Annotated in this window: 21 protein-coding genes; 14 read left to right on the plus strand and 7 right to left on the minus strand. The window is 65.5% G+C overall.

Annotated elements, in window-relative coordinates; genetic code table 11:
- Positions 1–5: 5 nt before the first annotated feature.
- The 5 genes from DQW77_RS02075 to DQW77_RS18445 all read left to right on the plus strand — a co-directional run bounded on the left by DQW77_RS02075 (position 6) and on the right by DQW77_RS18445 (position 5,881).
- Entirely contained in the window at positions 6–290 is a 285-nt protein-coding gene (locus tag DQW77_RS02075; RefSeq protein WP_113256510.1) for a DUF1153 domain-containing protein, read from the plus strand.
- A gap of 117 nt (positions 291–407) precedes the next feature.
- Positions 408–1,124, plus strand: a complete 717-nt coding sequence (gene ctrA, locus DQW77_RS02080; RefSeq protein ID WP_113256511.1) for a response regulator transcription factor CtrA — start codon at positions 408–410, stop codon at positions 1,122–1,124.
- Between the two features lie 154 nt (positions 1,125–1,278).
- A complete protein-coding gene (gene ligA, locus DQW77_RS02085) occupies positions 1,279–3,531 on the plus strand; it encodes an NAD-dependent DNA ligase LigA (protein ID WP_113256512.1) in 2,253 nt (750 codons plus the stop codon).
- Positions 3,528–5,618 (plus strand): ATP-dependent DNA helicase RecG, encoded by a 2,091-nt coding sequence (gene recG, locus DQW77_RS02090; RefSeq protein ID WP_113256513.1) that lies wholly within the window; start codon positions 3,528–3,530, stop codon positions 5,616–5,618. The genes ligA and recG overlap by 4 nt, the downstream gene beginning before the upstream one ends.
- 140 nt (positions 5,619–5,758) lie before the next feature.
- Entirely contained in the window at positions 5,759–5,881 is a 123-nt protein-coding gene (locus tag DQW77_RS18445; protein ID WP_258523641.1) for a hypothetical protein, read from the plus strand.
- A gap of 196 nt (positions 5,882–6,077) precedes the next feature.
- On the opposite strand, the gene DQW77_RS02095 is transcribed toward DQW77_RS18445, so the two are convergent.
- Entirely contained in the window at positions 6,078–6,269 is a 192-nt protein-coding gene (locus tag DQW77_RS02095) for a hypothetical protein (protein ID WP_113256514.1), read from the minus strand.
- Positions 6,270–6,307: 38 nt separating this feature from the next.
- Positions 6,308–6,763 carry an iron-sulfur cluster assembly scaffold protein gene (locus DQW77_RS02100; protein WP_113256515.1) on the minus strand — a complete coding sequence of 152 codons (456 nt, stop codon included), beginning with the start codon at positions 6,761–6,763 and terminating at the stop codon, positions 6,308–6,310.
- Positions 6,764–6,832: 69 nt separating this feature from the next.
- Here DQW77_RS02100 and hisI point away from each other — a divergent pair, with 69 nt between their 5' ends.
- Positions 6,833–7,195 (plus strand): phosphoribosyl-AMP cyclohydrolase, encoded by a 363-nt coding sequence (hisI, locus tag DQW77_RS02105; protein WP_113256600.1) that lies wholly within the window; start codon positions 6,833–6,835, stop codon positions 7,193–7,195.
- On the opposite strand, the gene gluQRS is transcribed toward hisI, so the two are convergent.
- From gluQRS to DQW77_RS02130, 5 genes are all read right to left on the minus strand, one after another.
- On the minus strand, positions 7,173–8,069 hold the full coding sequence (gene gluQRS / locus DQW77_RS02110) for a tRNA glutamyl-Q(34) synthetase GluQRS (protein ID WP_181711177.1): 897 nt from the start codon (positions 8,067–8,069) through the stop codon (positions 7,173–7,175). The two genes, hisI and gluQRS, sit on opposite strands and share 23 nt — an antisense overlap.
- The gene (locus tag DQW77_RS02115; RefSeq protein ID WP_113256516.1) at positions 8,066–8,680 is read right to left on the minus strand and encodes a class I SAM-dependent methyltransferase; all 615 of its coding nucleotides are present in this window, start codon (positions 8,678–8,680) and stop codon (positions 8,066–8,068) included. Before DQW77_RS02115 ends, gluQRS begins: the two co-directional genes overlap by 4 nt.
- A gap of 23 nt (positions 8,681–8,703) precedes the next feature.
- On the minus strand, positions 8,704–10,059 hold the full coding sequence (gene trmFO, locus DQW77_RS02120; RefSeq protein WP_113256517.1) for a methylenetetrahydrofolate--tRNA-(uracil(54)-C(5))-methyltransferase (FADH(2)-oxidizing) TrmFO: 1,356 nt from the start codon (positions 10,057–10,059) through the stop codon (positions 8,704–8,706).
- A 39-nt stretch (positions 10,060–10,098) separates the two neighbouring features.
- The gene (locus tag DQW77_RS02125) at positions 10,099–11,445 is read right to left on the minus strand and encodes a cytochrome c peroxidase (protein WP_113256518.1); all 1,347 of its coding nucleotides are present in this window, start codon (positions 11,443–11,445) and stop codon (positions 10,099–10,101) included.
- Positions 11,446–11,594: 149 nt separating this feature from the next.
- Positions 11,595–12,380, minus strand: a complete 786-nt coding sequence (locus DQW77_RS02130; RefSeq protein ID WP_113256519.1) for an enoyl-CoA hydratase — start codon at positions 12,378–12,380, stop codon at positions 11,595–11,597.
- A 58-nt stretch (positions 12,381–12,438) separates the two neighbouring features.
- Between DQW77_RS02130 and DQW77_RS02135 the strand changes: the two genes are divergently transcribed.
- The 8 genes from DQW77_RS02135 (at position 12,439) to tatC (ending at position 18,401) form a co-directional block, all read left to right on the plus strand.
- Positions 12,439–12,867, plus strand: a complete 429-nt coding sequence (locus tag DQW77_RS02135) for a PaaI family thioesterase (RefSeq protein WP_113256520.1) — start codon at positions 12,439–12,441, stop codon at positions 12,865–12,867.
- A 313-nt stretch (positions 12,868–13,180) separates the two neighbouring features.
- Entirely contained in the window at positions 13,181–13,645 is a 465-nt protein-coding gene (gene rplM, locus DQW77_RS02140; RefSeq protein WP_113256521.1) for a 50S ribosomal protein L13, read from the plus strand.
- Positions 13,645–14,133 carry a 30S ribosomal protein S9 gene (gene rpsI / locus DQW77_RS02145; RefSeq protein WP_113256522.1) on the plus strand — a complete coding sequence of 163 codons (489 nt, stop codon included), beginning with the start codon at positions 13,645–13,647 and terminating at the stop codon, positions 14,131–14,133. The genes rplM and rpsI overlap by 1 nt, the downstream gene beginning before the upstream one ends.
- A 288-nt stretch (positions 14,134–14,421) precedes the next feature.
- Positions 14,422–15,513, plus strand: coding sequence for an ABC transporter ATP-binding protein (locus tag DQW77_RS02150; RefSeq protein ID WP_113256523.1), 1,092 nt, complete (start codon positions 14,422–14,424; stop codon positions 15,511–15,513).
- Positions 15,514–15,532: 19 nt separating this feature from the next.
- Entirely contained in the window at positions 15,533–16,288 is a 756-nt protein-coding gene (locus DQW77_RS02155) for an SDR family NAD(P)-dependent oxidoreductase (RefSeq protein ID WP_181711178.1), read from the plus strand.
- Between the two features lie 130 nt (positions 16,289–16,418).
- Complete coding sequence (locus tag DQW77_RS02160) at positions 16,419–16,643, plus strand: twin-arginine translocase TatA/TatE family subunit (protein WP_113256602.1); 225 nt, start codon at positions 16,419–16,421, stop codon at positions 16,641–16,643.
- 7 nt (positions 16,644–16,650) lie between these two features.
- Positions 16,651–17,475, plus strand: coding sequence for a Sec-independent protein translocase protein TatB (tatB, locus tag DQW77_RS02165; protein WP_113256525.1), 825 nt, complete (start codon positions 16,651–16,653; stop codon positions 17,473–17,475).
- Entirely contained in the window at positions 17,472–18,401 is a 930-nt protein-coding gene (tatC, locus tag DQW77_RS02170) for a twin-arginine translocase subunit TatC (protein ID WP_113256526.1), read from the plus strand. The genes tatB and tatC overlap by 4 nt, the downstream gene beginning before the upstream one ends.
- The last annotated feature ends 23 nt before the right edge of the window (positions 18,402–18,424 follow it).

Genomic DNA, 18,424 nt, shown 5'->3' on the forward strand with positions numbered 1-18,424 from the left:
GTGCCATGTATCTGAAAAAACTTGACGCGCCAAGGGCGGTAACGCTGCCCGATGGCACGGTCCTGACACAGTCGGATCTGCCGCCCGCGGACACCGAAAGGTGGGTCGCGTCGCGAAAGCTGCTCGTGGTGCGCGGTGTGCTTTACGGCCTGATTCCGCGACACGAGGCGCTGCGCCGGTACCGGCTGAGCGAGGAGGAATTTTCCGAGTGGGTGCGCGGCGCCCGGATCGGCGGTACGTCCGGGCTGAAGGCGACGGTGCCACACAGGACACGGGACCGTGATCACTAAGTCGCGGAAAAGTACAACCTGAAATTGAATTCGCGAAATGTTCCTGTATGGTAACGGGTAGTTAACCAAATTTGGCGAGGCTGGAGTCGAACAAGTGATCACTAGCGGAGAAACCTGATGCGCGTGCTCTTGGTGGAAGACGATCCAACGACCTCGAAAAGCATAGAGTTGATGCTGACCCATGCGAACCTGAACGTCTACACGACCGAATCAGGCGAGGAAGCGATAGATCTTGCGAAACTCTATGACTACGATCTGATCCTTCTGGATCTGAACCTGCCGGACATGAACGGGCATGATGTGCTGCGCCAGCTTCGCCTTGCAAGGATCGAGACACCGATCCTGATCCTGTCGGGCGAGCTGGATACCGACAACAAGATCAAGGGTTTCGGCTTCGGCGCCGATGATTACCTGACCAAGCCGTTTCACCGCGAGGAACTGGTGGCACGCATCCATGCCATAATTCGCCGCTCCAAGGGGCACTCCCAATCGGTGATCCGGACCGGTCCGATCAACGTCAACCTGGATGCCAAGACAGTGGACGTGGCGGGCAAGGGGGTGCATCTGACCGGCAAGGAATACCAGATGCTCGAACTGCTGAGCCTCAGGAAGGGCACCACGCTGACCAAGGAAATGTTCCTCAACCACCTTTACGGCGGCATGGACGAACCGGAACTCAAGATCATTGACGTGTTCATCTGCAAGCTGCGCAAGAAATTGTCCGAGGCCACAGGCGGGGAAAATCATATCCAGACGGTCTGGGGCCGTGGATACGTTCTGCGTGATCCCGAACCGCGCGATGCCGACGAGGAGCGGTTGGCGATCGGCGCCTGACCGGATGTTGACCAAGACGGTCCCGGTGACCATGCGCCACTGCACCCGATGTCACCTTTGACAAGGCGCGAGGCGGCTGGACCTCGGGGCCGGTGCGCCCTAACACTGTGATCCGCGGGCGCGATGCGGCGCCCGGCGTTCACAGGAGGCGCGGATGACCGGGACAGTCGCGGCTGAGGATCTGGACAGGGCGCAGGCGCGGGCCGAACTGGCCCGTCTGGCCGAAGAGATCGCCCGCGCGGACCGGGCCTATCATACCGATGACGCCCCTGTGATGAGCGATGCGGATTACGACGCGCTCAAGGCCCGCAATGCCGCCATAGAGGCGCGGTTTCCCGACCTGAGACGGCCCGACAGCCCGAGCGGCCGCATCGGCGCCACCCCGGCCGAGGGCTTTGCCAAGGTCACCCACGCGCAGCGCATGCTGAGCCTTGAAAACGCCTTCTATCCGGAGGAGATCACCGAGTTCGATGGCCGGATCCGGCGCTATCTGGGGTTGGGCGCGGACGCGCCGTTGCGGTACACGAGCGAGCCCAAGATCGACGGGTTGAGCCTGAGCCTGCGCTACGAGGACGGGCACCTGGTGCAGGCGGCAACCCGCGGCGACGGCACGGTGGGCGAAAACGTGACCGCCAATGCCCGCACAATCGATGACATCCCGCAAACCCTTGAGGGCGCGCCGGCGCTTCTCGAGGTGCGCGGCGAGGTTTACATGAGCCATGCCGATTTCGCGGCGCTCAACGCGCGGCAGACCGAAAGGTCTGACAAGCCGTTCGCCAATCCGCGCAACGCAGCCGCGGGGTCGCTGCGGCAGCTCGACGCCGAGGTCACCCGGGCCCGGCCCTTGCGATTTTTCGCGTATGCCTGGGGAGAGCTTAGCGAGCCTCTTGCAGAAACGCAGATGTCGGCGATCGGGCGGTTGTCTGCGCTCGGCTTCGTCACCAACCCGCTCACGGTGCTTTGTGACGGGCCGGCGGAAATGTTGGCGCGCTACGCGGAGATCGAGCAGCAGCGCGCGACACTGGACTACGATATCGATGGCGTCGTCTGCAAAGTCAACGATCTGGGCCTGCAGGCGCGGTTGGGCTACAGGTCCACCACCCCCCGCTGGGCCATCGCGCAAAAGTTCCCGGCTGAACTGGCCTGGACCCGGCTGGAGGCGATCGACATCCAGGTCGGGCGCACTGGCGCGCTTAGCCCGGTGGCGCGTCTGACCCCGGTGACCGTGGGCGGGGTGGTGTTGTCCAACGCGACCCTGCACAACGAGGATTACATCGCCGGGCGTGACGCGAATGGCACTCCGATCCGCGATGGCAAGGATGTCCGCGAGGGCGACTGGGTTCAGGTCTACCGTGCCGGCGACGTGATCCCGAAACTGGCCGACGTGGATCTTTCCAGGCGGCCCGGGTCGGCCGTGCCCTTCGCTTTCCCGAAAAAATGCCCCGAATGCGGTTCGGACGCGGTGCGCGAGGCCGGTGACAGCGTGCGCCGTTGCACCGGCGGGCTGATCTGCCCCGCGCAGGCGGTCGAGAAGCTGAAGCATTTCGTGTCCCGCGCGGCCTTTGACATCGAGGGTTTGGGCGCCAGGCAGGTGGAGCAGTTTTATCGTGACGGATGGATCGCGGAGCCGTCGGACATCTTCGAACTGGAGGCGCGTTACGGCCCGGGCTGCCTGACGCAGTTGCGGAACCGCGAGGGCTGGGGTGAGAAAAGCGCCGCGAATCTCTTTCGTGCCATCGACGAAAAACGGCGCATCCCTCTGGAAAGGCTGATCTTCGCCCTCGGGATCCGTCATGTGGGCGAGGTGGCCGCGGCGGATCTGGCGCGTCATTACGGAAGCTGGGAGGAGTTTGCGGCGGCTGTCGATGCCGCCATCCCCGCCGCCGCCGCGCATCGGGCGGCGGAAAAGGCTGTGGCCGCGGAACAGCGCGCCGCGCAGGCCGGGGAGCGCCGCGCGCAGAGCGCGGAGTCGCGGCGCCGGGCATGGGAGGAGGCCGCCCTTCCGGAGGGGGCGAAAGCGGCCTGGGAGGATCTGGTGGGCATCGACGGGATCGGTGCCAGCGTGGCCCTGTCGCTTGCCGACAGTTTCGCACAATCCGCCGAGCGTGCCTCGATCGACCGTCTGATCGGGCATCTGGACATCCTTCCACCCGAGCCGCGTGCCACCGCCGACAGCCCTGTGGCGGGCAAGACGATCGTCTTCACCGGCAGCCTTGAAAGAATGACCCGTGCCGAGGCGAAGGCACGGGCGGAAGAGCTGGGGGCGCGGGTTTCCGGATCGGTTTCTGCCAGGACTGATCTGGTGGTGGCCGGCCCGGGAGCGGGATCCAAGGCCCGCAAGGCGACCGAACTGGGGATCGAGACGCTGGACGAGGACGGCTGGCTGCGGCTGGTCGGCGACGCATGAGCAGCCGGCCGGAGGCGCTTTATCCGCTGTTCGCGGGGCTCGAGACGCTGGAGGGAGTGGGCGCCAAGACCGCCGCGAACCTTGCCGCGCTGGAGGTCGAGAAACCCCGCGACCTTCTGTTCACACTTCCTCATTCCGGCGTGGACCGACGCCGGCGGACCACCGTGCAGGGCGCGGAGATACCCGGCGTGGTAACGGTGGAGGTCGTGGTGGGCCAGCACCGGGCGCCGGCCCGGCGCGGCGGGGCGTACCGGGTGATGGCCGAGGATGCCGCGACAAGCTTCCAGCTGGTTTTCTTTCATGCGCGCGAAGACTATCTGCGCCGGGTTCTGCCGACCGGCGCGCGCCGGGTGGTGTCGGGGCGGGTGGAGCTTTTCGACGGGGTGGCGCAGATGGTTCATCCCGATCATATCCTGCCCCCCGACGAGGCCGGCACGATTCCCGCTTTCGAACCTGTCTACCCCCTCACTGCCGGGGTGACGCAGAAGGTCATGGCCCGCGCGGCGGCGGCCGCCCTGGCACGCGCGCCGGACCTGGCGGAATGGATCGACCCGGTGCAGAAGGCGCAGGCGGGCTGGCCGGATTGGCGGGCCGCGATCATGGCGGCCCATGCCCCCGAAGAAGCGGCGGACCTGAGCCCGGCGCACCCGGCGCGGGCCCGGCTGGCCTATGATGAATTCATGGCGCATCAGCTCACGCTGGCGTTGGCGCGGGCCCGGTTGCGCCGCGCCAAGGGGCGCTCCACGGTGGGCACCGGCAAATTGCAGGCGAAGGTGCTGGATGCGCTGCCCTATGCGCTGACCGGGGCGCAGACCCGGGCCATCGCCGAGATTGCCGCCGACATGGCTGACGAGCGGCGGATGAACCGCCTGTTGCAGGGTGATGTGGGCGCGGGCAAGACGTTGGTGGCGTTCAAGGCACTGCTGATCGCGGTGGAGGCCGGAGGGCAGGGGGTCATGATGGCCCCCACCGAGATCCTTGCGCGGCAGCATCTGCAAGGGCTGCGCCCGCTTGCCGACCGCGCCGGCGTGAAGCTGGAAATCCTCACCGGGCGGGACAAGGGCGCGGTGCGGCAGGCCAAGCTGACGGCACTCAAGGCAGGCGAGATCGGTATCCTCGTGGGCACCCACGCGGTTTTCCAGCGCGATGTGGATTTTGCCGATCTGCGCCTTGCGATCGTGGACGAGCAGCATCGTTTCGGGGTGCGCCAACGGCTGGAACTGGGCCGCAAGGGGGCGGGGGCGGACGTTCTGGTGATGACCGCGACGCCGATTCCGCGCTCCCTGTCGCTGGTGCAATACGGCGACATGGATGTTTCGGTTCTCGACGAGAAACCGCCCGGCCGCCAGCCGGTGACCACCGCGCTGGTCAGCCAGGGGCGGATGGACGAGGTCGTCGATCACCTGCGCCGGGCGGTGGCCGAGGGGCGGCAGGCCTATTGGGTTTGCCCTCTGGTGGAGGAAAGCGAGACGGTGGACCTGTCGAGCGCGGTGGAACGGTTCCGGCGCCTGCGCGCGGCGCTCGGGGAGGCTGTCGTGGGGCTTGTCCACGGGCAGTTGCCCCCCGAGGAGAAGGACGCCGCGATGAGCGCCTTCCAGGCCGGGGAAACGCAGGTCCTGGTGGCGACCACGGTAATCGAGGTGGGGGTGGACGTGCCCAATGCGTCGATCATGGTTATCGAACGGGCCGAGAGTTTCGGCCTTGCGCAGCTTCATCAATTGCGTGGCCGGGTGGGGCGGGGCACCGCGCAATCGACCTGCCTTCTGATGTACCAGCCGCCGTTGAGCGAGGGCGGACGGCGGCGCCTGACCGCGCTGCGCGACACCGAAGACGGGTTCCGTATCGCCGAGGTGGACCTGGAGATGCGCGGCGCCGGCGACGTGATCGGCACGGCGCAATCCGGTCTTCCGCGGTTTCGGGTGGGTGACATGGAGGCGCAGGCGGGGCTCATGGCCGTGGCCCAGAGCGACGCGCGCCGTCTGCTGCATGACGATCCCGAACTGAAGGGTGAGCGTGGCCGGGCCGCACGGGTCCTGTTGTGGCTGATGGAACAGGACGCCGCGATCCGTCTTATTTCGGTCGGCTGAACTGTGGGTAAATTTCGCGGTGTTTCCAGGTGTTTGATCGAAAAATCCCCAAATGTTCACGAAAGTTCTTAAAAAGTTCTTTACAGCTGTGGATAAATGTGAGAACAAAGAGGCAACACGAAACATTGACGGAGGACACCATGCTTGACCGGATCAGAACAGCCGCCACACGATCTGGCGATACGCTGCTGGCCGATGCGCTTGGCGCCGCCGCCCTGATGATCACACTGGTGGCGGGGCTGCACCTGCCGGCCCTGCTGTAGAGAGGACTGCCTGCGACGTTCCGTGCCCGTTCGCGCCCGCATCTCCTGTCCCCAAGCCGATGCGACGCGACCGACGCTGCCTGTTCCCGAAGTCCGCCGGGGTTTTCTGCCTCATGCGACCCCGGATGGCGCGACGGGCAAGATCGGAACCGAGCCTTCCTGCCGCCGCCGCTCAGCCGAGCGCGCGGCGGTTTTTTTATTCGGACTTCGAAGGGCGGTGCAGCCAAACCGGCACGATGAAGCAGATACAGGCGACGAAGAAGGCAAGGCTTGCAAGAAGGCCGATGACGTCGCCGGCGCGCCACGCGCCCCATGTGAAGAAGATCGCCGAAAGGGTGAAGAGGATCCAGCCGGTGAAATTGAAATTCCAGACGGTGCGGGGGGCCATTTTCGAACCTCGGAACAGAGCGCGCCAATGCGTCGCGGTCAGGCGCAGGGCGAGGAGGCGCAGGCGCTTTCGAGCGCTTCGACCGACGCATCGAGGCTGAGCAGGATGGACGCGTGGCGGTTCTTGTAATCGCGGGCCGGGCGCAGAACCTCGAGCCCGTCAAAAGGTGCGGGCGGGGTGGGGCCGTCGGACTTGAGCATGTCGCGCAGGGCGTCTCGGGCGGTGGTGACCTGATCGAGATCGCACCCGACGATGTTGGCGCCCACCACCGAGGCGGCGGCCTGACCGAGGGCACAAGCCTTCACCTCCTGCCCGAAATCGGAAACCTTTCCATCCCGGCAGGTCACATCAACTGTCACGGTCGACCCGCAGAGAGGTGCGCGCCGTTTCACGGTGGCGTCCGGTGCGTCAAGGCGGCGCAGATTCGGGATCTCCGCGGCAAGTTCCAGAATGCGGCCCGAATAGAGCTTGATCAGATCGTTGTCGCCACTCATCGCTTTTCCTTTCCGCCCGTTCCTCATAAATAGGCAGGCGTTGCCGGGATGCAAAAGGAAATTGCCGCAATGAGCTTTGATCCGCAAACCCTGAAATACGATGCGCGCGGCCTGATCCCGGTGGTGGCGCAGGATCACGCCACCGGCGAGGTGCTGATGCTGGCCTGGATGAACGTTGAGGCGGTGGCACGCACGCTGGAGACGGGGCGCGCGACATACTGGAGCCGTTCGCGGCAGGCGTTCTGGATCAAGGGCGAGACGTCCGGGAACGTTCAGCGGTTGGTGGAGATGCGCGTGGATTGCGACCGCGACAGCCTTCTTCTGCTGGTCGATCAGACCGGGCCGGCCTGTCACACCGACAGGCGGAGCTGTTTTTACACCGCGCTGCGCGATGGCGGGGAAATCGAGATCATGACCCCCGAGGCGGGCTGACATGTTCCGGGGCGTCCGGTGTTGGTGCGACCATGCGCCGGATGTCGATGGGTGAGAGACCTGCCGCCCGGTAGGTCGAAATGGCGCGCGCATCGTCGCGCTTGGCCAGCCGCCGGCCGTTTTCGTCCCGGATCAGGCGATGATGGCGGTAGACAGGCACCGGCAGTCCAAAGAGCCCCTGAAGCACGATGTGAATCGCGGTGGCGTCGAAAAGATCGTGGCCGCGGATCACATGGGTGACATTCTGATCCGCATCGTCGAGGACCACAGAAAGATGATAGGAAGCGCCGAGCCCGGGCCGCGCGAGCGTCACGTCGCCCACCGAGAAAAACAGATCATGCGGCGCGATGCGCCCGGTTTCGCCCCTTGGCCCGGTGCCGGTTTCGATGAATTCGACAGGCGCGGACAGGGCGGCCATGGCGCGCGCCATGTCAAGCCTGAGAGGCAGATCGGGCATCGGGCCGGTCGGGGGCCGAGCGGGCCGGCAGGTGCCCGGATAGACGATGCCGTCGGGGCCGTGGAGAGGCGCGCCTTCCTGCGGGGCGGACGCGGCGGCGCGGATGTCGGCACGCGAACAGCGGCACGGGTAAAGCAGTCCGCGCTCCCACAGGCTCCCGAGGGCGCCGCGATAGCGCGGCAGGCGGTCGGATTGCCGCATCACCGGCTCGGCCCAGGCGAGACCCAGCCACGCGAGATCCGCGAATATGCGCGCCTCCCATTCCGGGCGGCATCGGGATTGGTCAAGATCGTCGATCCGCAGCAGGAAAACACCACCCGCCGCGTCGGCCGCATCATGTGCGCAAAGCGCCGAAAAAGCATGTCCCAAATGCAGCGGCCCGGTGGGAGATGGCGCAAAACGGGTCGTGAAAATCACGTTTTCTCAATTATGTATACTGTGGAGTTGATGTTTCTTTCCGGAAGATGCGGCCCGTGCTCGCGAAAATGCAGGCGGGCCGCGCCGGGATCGACCCAAGCGTTCACGCGCCCCTCATAGGCCGGATCCTGCAAGGTATGATCGTTGAAGGAGAAGGCGAAGAACCCGCCTTGCGGCAGAAGCCGCATGAGCGTGTCGAAAAGGGTGACCGGGGCCGCGCCTGAGCCGATCACGCCGATGGCCGTGATCAGCGGGTAGATCCCGGCCTCGAACGGATCTCCGGCATCGGGATCCACCTGCCAGAGGTCACGGTAAAGCTCTTTCCCGCGCGCCAGTTCCAGCATGTCCGCCGACAGGTCCGCGCCGTCGATCGTCCGGAATCCGGCAAGGCGCAGTGCGAGGCCCGATAGCCCGGTGCCGCAGCCGAAATCGAGAAGCGGCGCCTCGGGGTTGGGGGCGACGGCATGCAGCGCCCGCGCCACCCGTTCGGGCGTGGCATAGCCGTTCTCGGAAACTTCGGCGTCATAGCTGGCCGCCCAGTCGTCATAGAGCCGGCGGGTGGCCTCGGTGCCTTCGGTATCATAGGCGTGATCGAGAAAGTTCTTGCTCATGCAAGACAGGATAAGCGCCGGGATCAGGCCGCGTCCAGTGCCGATTGCGCCAGCCACTCGGCCCAGAGTGCCTTGGCCCGGTCGGTATAGGCCTGGTAGCGGTCGCGGCGTCCGCGGCGCCCGGACTTGAACCCCTCGACCGGGGGAAAAAGGCCAAAATTGACGTTCATGGGCTGGAAGGTCTTCGCCTCGGCGCCACCGGTGATATGGGTGACGAGCGCGCCGGTGGCGGTTTCGGGAGGCGGGGGCGGCATGGTCTGCCCGCGGGCCTCGGCAGCCGCAAGCCGTCCCGCCAGCAGCCCCATTGCCGCCGATTCGACATACCCCTCGACGCCTGTGATCTGCCCTGCGAAGCGGATGTTGGGCCGCGACCGCAGGCGCAACTGCGCGTCCAACAGGGTGGGCGCGTTCAGAAAGGTGTTTCGGTGAATGCCGCCAAGGCGGGCGAATGCGGCATCCTGGAGCCCTGGAATCATTTTGAAAACATCGACTTGGGCACCATATTTCATCTTTGTCTGAAAGCCGACCATGTTGTAAAGCGTGCCGAGCGCATTGTCGCGCCGAAGCTGAACGATGGCGTGCGCCTTCACATCCGGTTGGTGCGGGTTGGTCAGGCCCACCGGCTTCATGGGGCCGTGACGCAGGGTTTCGCGGCCGCGTTCGGCCATCACCTCGATCGGCAGGCAGCCATCGAAATAGGTGGCGGTCTCACCCTCGTGAAACTCGGTCTTGGGGGCGGCGATCAGCGCGTCGATGAAGGCCTCGTAAGTGTCACGGTCCATCGGGCAGTTCAGGTAGGCGGTGCGCTCGGCCTCGGTCTCGCCCTTGTCATAGCGTGACTGGAACCAGGCGCTGGACATGTCGATGCTGTCGAAATGCACGATCGGTGCGATGGCATCGAAGAAGGCGAGCGCGTCGCGGCCCGTTTCGTCGGCGATGGCCGCCCCCAGCCCCTCCGAGGTAAGAGGCCCCGTGGCGATGATCCACCGGCCCTCGCCGGGCAGGGTGGTTACTTCGCCGGGTTTTACGGTGATGTTGGGATGAGCGCGCAGGCGGTCTGTGACGGCCCGCGCGAAGGGGTCCCGATCCACCGCCAGCGCCCCGCCGGCGGGCAGGCGATGGCGATCGGCCATTTCCATGATCAGGCCGCCGGCCCGGCGCATTTCCCAGTGCAGAAGGCCCACGGCGTTCTGTTCATCGTCGTCGGAGCGGAAGGAGTTGGAACACACCATTTCCGCCAGATCCCCGGTCCGGTGGGCGAACGTGCCGGTCCGGGGGCGCATTTCGTGGATGGTGACACGAAGCCCGGCCCGGGCAGCCTGCCAGGCGGCCTCGGACCCGGCCATGCCGCCCCCGACGATGTTCAGATCAATGGTCATGGCACATGACCTAGGCGATCATTGCAGGTTTGGAAAGGGTCACTCGCCCCGTATCGCCACCATCTGGCCCGGATCCAGCGGCAGCCCCGAGGGCACCTCGGCGGGCGCGCCCAACCGGCCTTCGCGTGCCGACGGATCGGTCAGCGCCTCCAGAAAAGCCAGGATCGCGTCGACCTCTCGGTCGTTCAGCGCGACCGGCGTGATGTCGACGGACATGCCGATGCGCAGCATCTCGTCGAAATCGGCGAGGGCCTCCGTATCCGACGCCGGCATCGCGAAATCGGGCAGCCGGGCCTTTTCGGGGGTATACTCGGCCAGCATGGTCAGCGGATCGAGGTGGTGGCGGACCATGTCCTCGAGCCGGGCATACGCGCCGTTGTGGCCGTAAGGGGCCGTGAGGGTCACATTGCGCAGGCTGGGGGTCCGGAAACGGTAGCGATCCCGAGGGTCCGCGGTCACGGCGCCGCGCCCGTGATCGGCGTATCCCGCGCGCCCGTGCCCCTTGCCGGGACCGAGCGGTGGCAGGCCGATGGCATGGAAATCGTGATCCGTCTGGAACGGGCCGGAATGGCAGGCCGCGCAGCCGGCCTTGTTGTAGAACAGGTTCATGCCGTGCAGTTGCCGATTGGACAGGGCCGCGTCGTTCCCGTTGAGGAAAGCGTCGAACCGGCTGTCGGTGCTGCGAAACTCGAAGGTGATGAAATCGGCGATCACGCCGGCGATGTCGGTGATGTGTACCGGCTCCGCCGGTCCAAGAAGCCACGCAAAGCGCCGGCGGTATTCCGGTATCGCCGCCACCCGCCCGGCCAGGATCTGCCAGGCACCGTCAAGTCCGCGGATCCGGCCCGCGGCCGCGGCATCTGCAACCGGGTTTTCTCCGGGGTGGCCCGCCATCTCGTCGGCCGAGACGAGCGGCATGAGCGCCTGCGCTGCCAGGACCGATGGCAAGGGCCGTTCCAGCATCGCCCCTTCCGGCATGCGAATGTTGAACCGCGCATCGTCATCCGCCTGTACCCGGCCGTCATGAAACAGCGTGGTGAACCCCCGCGCCCCGAGATTGAAGAGCGCCGGCGCATGGCGCGGCACCCGCGCCGGCGGCAGGTTGGAAAGGCCCGGCCGGCGATCGCTGCCAAGCCCCTGGCCGCCTTCGCCAATTCCCAGCGATACCGCGTCTCCCGACCCCATATCGGGGTGGTGGCAGGTGGCACAGGAAATGTTGCGGTTGCCGGACAGGACGGGATCGAAGAAAAGGTCGCGCCCGAGAAGCACCGCTGTGGCTCCGGGCACCGGGAAGTGGTCCGGGGTCACCGCCTCGGGCAGCGAGTCGGCCAGAGAGAGGCTGGCCTGGAGGGATAGGATGCCGGCGGTGACCCACGTTCTGAACACGACCCGAGTACTCCACTCATGATCTCGGATCAGACCTTACCGATTGAAATGCGGCGGAAAAACGGCAAATGTGGAAAAAATGCGGCGCAAATTTGGAAACATTCCACAGGGTTTTGATTCCAATATATTTTTGAGCGCCGCACCCGGTGTCACTGCTGCCATTCGGGGGGGCGTTTTTCCAGAAACGCGCTGATGCCCTCGGCCGTGTCGCTGTCGAGCATGTTCTCGACCATCACGGCACCGGTATGGGCATAGGCCTGATCGAGTGGCATCTCGAGCTGGTCGTAGAAGGCGCGCTTGCCGATCCGCACCGCGCTGCCCAGCTTGCCTGCAACAGTTTCCGCCAGCTCCATCGTGGCGGCGTCAAGCTGGTCATGCGGGACGGCGCGGTTGATCAGGCCCAGCTCGCGCGCCCGGCCGGTTTCCACGAATTCTCCGGTCGTCAGCATCTCGAAGGCCTGCTTGCGGGGAATGTTGCGGGAGAGCGCGACCATCGGCGTGGAGCAGAACAGCCCGATATTCACACCGTTGACACCGAATCGGGTGCTCTCGGCGGCCACGGCCATGTCGCAGGAGGCGACAAGCTGACAGCCGGCGGCGGTGGCGATGCCGTGCGGCGCGGCGATGACAGGTTGCGGCAGGTTCCGGATCGCTGTCATCACGCTTGTACAGCGGCTGAAGAGATCGGCGAAATAGGCGCGCCCCCCGTCCTCGGACTGGCGACCGGCCGTCATTTCCTTGAGGTCGTGCCCGGCGCAGAAAGCCTTTCCGGCACCGCCAAGGGTGACGACGCGGATCGCCGGCTCTTCGGCAATGCGGTCCAGTTCGGCCTGCAGTGCGGCCAGCATCGCGTCCGACAATGCGTTGAGCTTGCCGGGATCGTTCAGGATCAGGCGGGCCACGGGCCCGTCGTCGGTGCGGTCGAGAATTGCCATCTTGTATCTCCCAGATCGTTGTGGCCATGTCTAACCGCGATTTGACGGAGAGAAAAGCATGGGTCTGGAAATGACCGCCGAAGAGGTGATGGATTTCATCGACGAGGTGTTCCCGCAGGTCTCGGGCGAATTCACCATCGAGGCTCTTGAAGAGATGCGAATCACCGTGCGCCTCAATGTGGGCGAACGGCACCTGCGGCCCGGCGGCACGGTGTCGGGGCCGTCCATCTTCGCGCTGGCGGATGTGTCGGTCTACATGGCGATCCTGGCGATGATCGGCCCCCGTGGCCTTGCGGTGACCACGAGTTCCAGCATCGATTTCATGCGCAAACCGGCCGCGCGCACCGACCTGATCGCCGAGTGCCGGTTGCTCAAGCTGGGCCGGGTGCTTGCGGTCGGCGATGTGCTGATCCGCTCGGACGGGACCGACGCCCCGGTGGCGCGGGCCAGCCTCACCTATTCCATCCCCCCGCAGGGATCCGGGTGAAACGCGGCGCCGCCGCTTCATCTTTCTTCCAATACTCCCGCCGGAGGCATCCGGGGCAGCGGCCGGAGGCCGGTGGCGAGAGGCCCCGCGCGCACCCGCGGCGCGCTCCTTTGCAAAAGGGGCCGGGGGGTATCGCAGTGCATGGGGTATTATGATACCGAAATTGCAACCTCCTGCAAACACGCAACAAATTCTGATCCCGGCAACTTGACCTGCCGGGTGCAATGTTTATAACCCGCCCATCCGCCGACCGGGAGCCGCCTCACGGGCACCGCGGCGCAAGATACACCGTCAGCCAAAGGTTTCACCTGACATGAAGACATATTCTGCAACACCGGCAGATATCGACAAGAAATGGATCCTGATCGACGCCGAAGGCGTGGTTCTGGGACGTCTCGCCTCGATCATCGCCACGCGCCTGCGCGGCAAGCACAAGGCCGGTTTCACGCCCAACATGGACATGGGCGACAACGTGATCGTCATCAATGCCGACAAGGTCCAGCTGACCGGGCGCAAGCGCGAGAACCCGAACTACTGGCACACCGGCCATCCGGGCGGCATAAAGTCGCGCACCACCGCCGAGATCCTCGAGGGTGCCCACCCCGAACGGGTGGTGACGCAGGCGGTCAAGCGGATGCTGCCCGGCAATCGGCTGGCGCGGCGGCAGATGACCCATCTGCGCGTCTATGCCGGCACCGAGCATCCCCACGAGGCCCAGGGCCCCGAGGTGCTCGACGTCAAGAACATGAACTCGAAGAACACGCGGGTGGCTTACTGATGGCTGAAGAAATCAATTCCCTCGAAGGTCTGGAAGCGGTCGCCGAGGGCGTCGCGGCGCAGGCCGATACCCAACCCGCCCGCGAGCCCGTCCGTGACGAGCTCGGGCGGTCCTATGCCACCGGAAGGCGCAAGGACGCCGCCGCGCGCGTCTGGATCAAGCCCGGCTCGGGCAAGGTCAGCGTCAACGGCAAGGAAATGGGCAAGTATTTCGCCCGCCCGGTGCTTCAGATGATCCTGCGTCAGCCCTTCACCGTGGCCGGTGTCGAGGATCAGTTCGATGTCATGGCCACCGTCAAGGGTGGTGGCCTGAGCGGGCAGGCGGGGGCCGTCAAGCATGGTATCTCCAAGGCGCTGCAGCTTTATGATCCGTCGCTGCGCGCGCCGCTCAAGGCGGCCGGGTTCCTGACCCGTGACAGCCGCGTCGTCGAGCGCAAGAAATTCGGCCGCGCCAAGGCCCGCCGGAGCTTCCAGTTCTCCAAGCGCTGACCGCGCCCCGGATCGAGCATTTGTTGGGCCGTCCGGAAGGGCGGCCCTTTTTCTTTCGCCGCCGCGGAACCGCACAAGATCTGTCACAGCTTGGTCAGACGGCTGTCGCACGCATTGCGCGGATGCCCCGATGCAACGCCCGGACCGGGACGGGGAGGGCGGCAAAAGCGGCGGCGCGTGACGGGCTGTGGCGGCGCGCAGCGGGTCCTCTTGCGCGCCGCGGCGGGGGTTGCTATCTGCACCCGCAGTGTAACCCGATCAATTTGATCGGAAAAAGCGGAGCCCGCGTTGGAGCCCTCTATTCCCAGGCTGGAAACCCGTCACCTCGTGCGGCGCTATGACGGGCGCACCGTGGTGGATGACGTGTCGCTGCAGGTACAGCCCGGGCAGGTGACCTGCCTGCTGGGGCCGTCCGGCTGCGGCAAGTCCACGACGCTGAGGATGATCGCCGGGGTCGAGATGCAGGACTCGGGCGAGATCCTGGTCGATGGCAACCTTGTTTGCGACACGGTTTTCCGGGTGCCGCCCGAACGGCGCCATATCGGCCTTATGTTTCAGGACTTCGCGCTTTTCCCGCATCTAAACGTCGCCGACAATGTCTCGTTCGGGCTCAGCGGTGACAAGGCGGCGATGCAGGCCCGCGTCGGGGAGCTGCTGGAGCGGGTGGGCATGAGCGATTACCTTGAGGCGTGGCCGCATGAGCTGTCAGGCGGCGAACAGCAGCGCGTGGCACTGGCCCGTGCGCTGGCGCCACGGCCGCGGATCATGCTGATGGACGAACCCTTCTCGGGGCTCGACAACCGTCTGCGCGATGGCATCCGTGACGAGACCCTTGATATCCTGCGCGAACAGGACACTGCCGTCCTGCTGGTCACCCACGAGCCCGACGAGGCGATGCGCATGGCCGACGAGATCGCGTTGATGCGCGGCGGACGGATCGTTCAGCAGGGGGCGCCCTATAATATCTACAACGCGCCCGCGGATCGCGACGCGGTGGCGTTTTTCAGCGATATCAACGTGATACGGGGCCGGGTCGAGGGATCGTTGGTGCAGACCGCCTTTGGCCAGTTCCTGGCGCCGGGGGTGCACGAGGGCAACGAGGTGGATATCGTGGTGCGCCCGCAACACATAAAGATCGACTTCGACCGGGGCGGGCGCGGGCCCGATCCCACGATCGAGACGGGCACCGCCGCGCGCGGCGTCGTACAGCGGGCGCGTTTCATGGGCTCGGAAAGCCTGGTCGAGTTTCGCATGGATCATGACGGGTCGATCTTCAAGGCGACGGTGCCCAACGTGTTCCTGCCGGCCAGGGGCAAGCCGTTGTGGCTGATGATCCGGCGTGAGCGCTGTTTCGTGTTTCCGGTGGAGGATGGCGCATGAACCGCCGGGGGAGAGCGCGATGCGGGATTTGACAGGGCGCCGCGCGCTGGTTACGGGCGGCGCCGGGGGCATCGGAATGGCCTGTGCCAAGGGGCTGCTGGAGGCCGGTGCGCATGTCACCATCGCGGACCGCGACGACGCGCCCTGTGCCAAGGCCCTCGCTGAATTGCCAAGGGGCGCCGAGGCCATCGCCTTCGACGTGGCCGACCGCGCCGCCTGTGAAACGGCGTTCGCGGCGCTGGCGGATCGCGGGGGCGTGGACATTCTGGTGACCAGTGCCGCGATCGTGAAGGCGGCGCCGATCCTCGATTTCGATCATGGCGAATGGCAGCGCATCCTTGACGTGAACCTGACCGGCACGTTTTCGTGTTGCCAGCTTGCCGGGCGGCAGATGGTGGCGCGGGGCTGGGGCCGGATCGTGACAATGAGTTCGGTCAACGGCCAGATCGCGAATGCCGGGCGTGGCGCCTATTCCTGTACCAAAGGGGGCGTCGATATGCTGACACGGCTTCTGGCGGCCGAACTCGGACCTTCCGGCGTGACGGCGAACGCTGTTGCGCCCATCCCGGTGGATACGCCGATGATCCGGCAGGTACACGGGCCGGGCGACCGTGCGCTTTGGCATGCGCAGACACCCATTGAACGCTACGCGCGCCCCGAGGAGGTGGCCGCGGCGGTCACGTTCCTGGCCTCGGAGGCCGCGGCTTTTGTCAACGGTCATGTCCTGAATGTCGATGGCGGTTTCATGGCGTCCGGAATTCTGCCGCGCGGCTGACCGGGGAATCCGGGGAAATTCCGCGCAGCACCCGCATTGATGCTTTCATCCCGGCTGGCAAGCTATTAGATACGGTTGACGATATTCCCGGGGCTGCTCAAGAATGGCTCCGATACTGGGAGATGAATACATGCTGAACAATATCGGCCTTCCCGGCCTTCTTCTGATCGCGGTGGTCGTGCTCGTGCTTTTCGGACGCGGCAAGATCTCGTCGCTCATGGGCGAGGTCGGCAAGGGCATCACCTCGTTCAAGAAGGGCGTGAGCGAAGGCAACAAGGAACTCGAGGACGAAACCGCCGCCGCGGAGGACGCGGCGAAGGACGTCACGCCCGAAGACGAAAAAGACAAGGCCTGAGCCGCCGATGCTTGACCTTGGCTGGACCGAGCTGCTGGTGATCGGTGTCGTGGCACTGATTGTCGTGGGGCCCAAAGACCTGCCCGGCATGTTCCGCACGGTCGGCAATTTCGTCGGCAAGGCCAAGCGCATGGCACGCGATTTCAGCCAGGCGATGAACGATGCGGCGGACGATACCGGGGTCAAGGATGTCTCGGACAGCCTGCGCAAGGCGTCCAATCCGATGGGCAGCGCGCTGGACGAAGTCAAGAAGACGACGGAAAGTTTCACCGCCTCGACGATGGCCGGCCCCAAGGGCAAGCTGTCCGAGGAGCGGCAGGAACAGGCGGACCGCATCCGCGAGAAATCGGCCGAGATTGCCGAGGAAAGGATCGCGCGCGAAAAGGAAGAGGCCAGGGCCACCGAAGAGGAGGCACAAACCGGTCAAGCCGGGGACGCCGGTACCGACGCCGACAGTGATGGGTCCGCCCCCGCGAAAACCCCGGCCAAGAAGGCCACGGCGAAGAAATCCGCCACCAAGGCGGGCACGGCCGGGACAGCGGCGAAAACGACAGCGGGAAAGACCCGATCAAAGTCCACGAGCGCCGCGAAGAAGACCGCTACCGCCAAAAGCGCCGCCGCCGCCGACGGGGCCGAGGACGCCGCAAAGCCGGCGACCAAGGCGAATAAAGGCAAGGCAAGTACGGGCAAGGCGGGCACGGACAAGACGAAGAGCGGCAAGACCGCCTCCGGCCGCAAGCCGGCGTCGCGCAAGAACACGTCCCGGAAGGCCCCCGCCAAGGGTAGCACGTCCGGGAAAGCGCCGGGAAAGACCGCTGAGGACAAGGCATGAGCCCTTCCGACGAGATCGAGGACAGCTCGGCCCCGCTTATCGAACATCTGGCAGAGTTGCGCACGCGGCTAATCCGCTGCGTCGTCGGTTTCCTGATCGGCATGATCATCTGCTTCACGGTTGCAACCCCGATCTTCAATTTCCTGACCGCGCCGCTTTGTGACGTTCTGGCCAGCCGTGGCCAGGATTGCGACCTGATCTTCATCAGCCCGCAGGAAGGGTTCTTCGTGGCGATCAAGGTTTCGCTTCTGGGCGGCTTCATGCTGTCCTTTCCCTACATCGCGGGGCAGATGTGGCGGTTCGTCGCGCCGGGGCTCTACAGGTCCGAGAAGGGGGCGTTCCTGCCGTTCCTGATCGCCTCGCCCTTCATGTTCGTCCTTGGCGCCGCTTTCGCCTTCTATGTCGTGACACCGCTGGCCTACGATTTCTTTCTCGGGTTCCAGCAGTTCGGGCAGGGCGGAGAGGCGGTTCCGGCGGGCGATCCGCAGGCCGCCGCGCCGCTGAGTGTGGTGTTCCAGGGGTCGGCGCAGGAGTACCTGAACCTGACCATAAAGTTCATCGTCGCCTTCGGCCTGTGTTTCCAGTTGCCGGTTCTGCTGACACTGATGGGCAAGGCGGGCCTGGTCAGCGCGGAGGGTTTGCGCGGGGTGCGGAAATACGCCGTTGTGGGCATCCTGGTGCTCGCCGCCCTGGTGACCCCGCCGGACGTGATCACGCAGGTGATCCTGTTCGTGGTTGTCTACGGGCTTTACGAGGTGTCGATCTGGCTGGTGCTGAGGGTGGAACGGCAGCGCGAGGAAAAGCTGCGCGCCGAAGGCCTGTGGTTCGAGGATGACGACGAAGAGCCCGACCCGATGGAGGCCGAATTCGACGACGAGGACGACGAGGACGGCACGGAGGACGACAACTCCGGGAGGGACAGGTGAGCGACCGCCTTGAGCGTATCGCG

Origin of the sequence: Roseovarius sp. TE539 (assembly GCF_003298505.1) — a bacterium.
GTDB lineage: Bacteria > Pseudomonadota > Alphaproteobacteria > Rhodobacterales > Rhodobacteraceae > Roseovarius.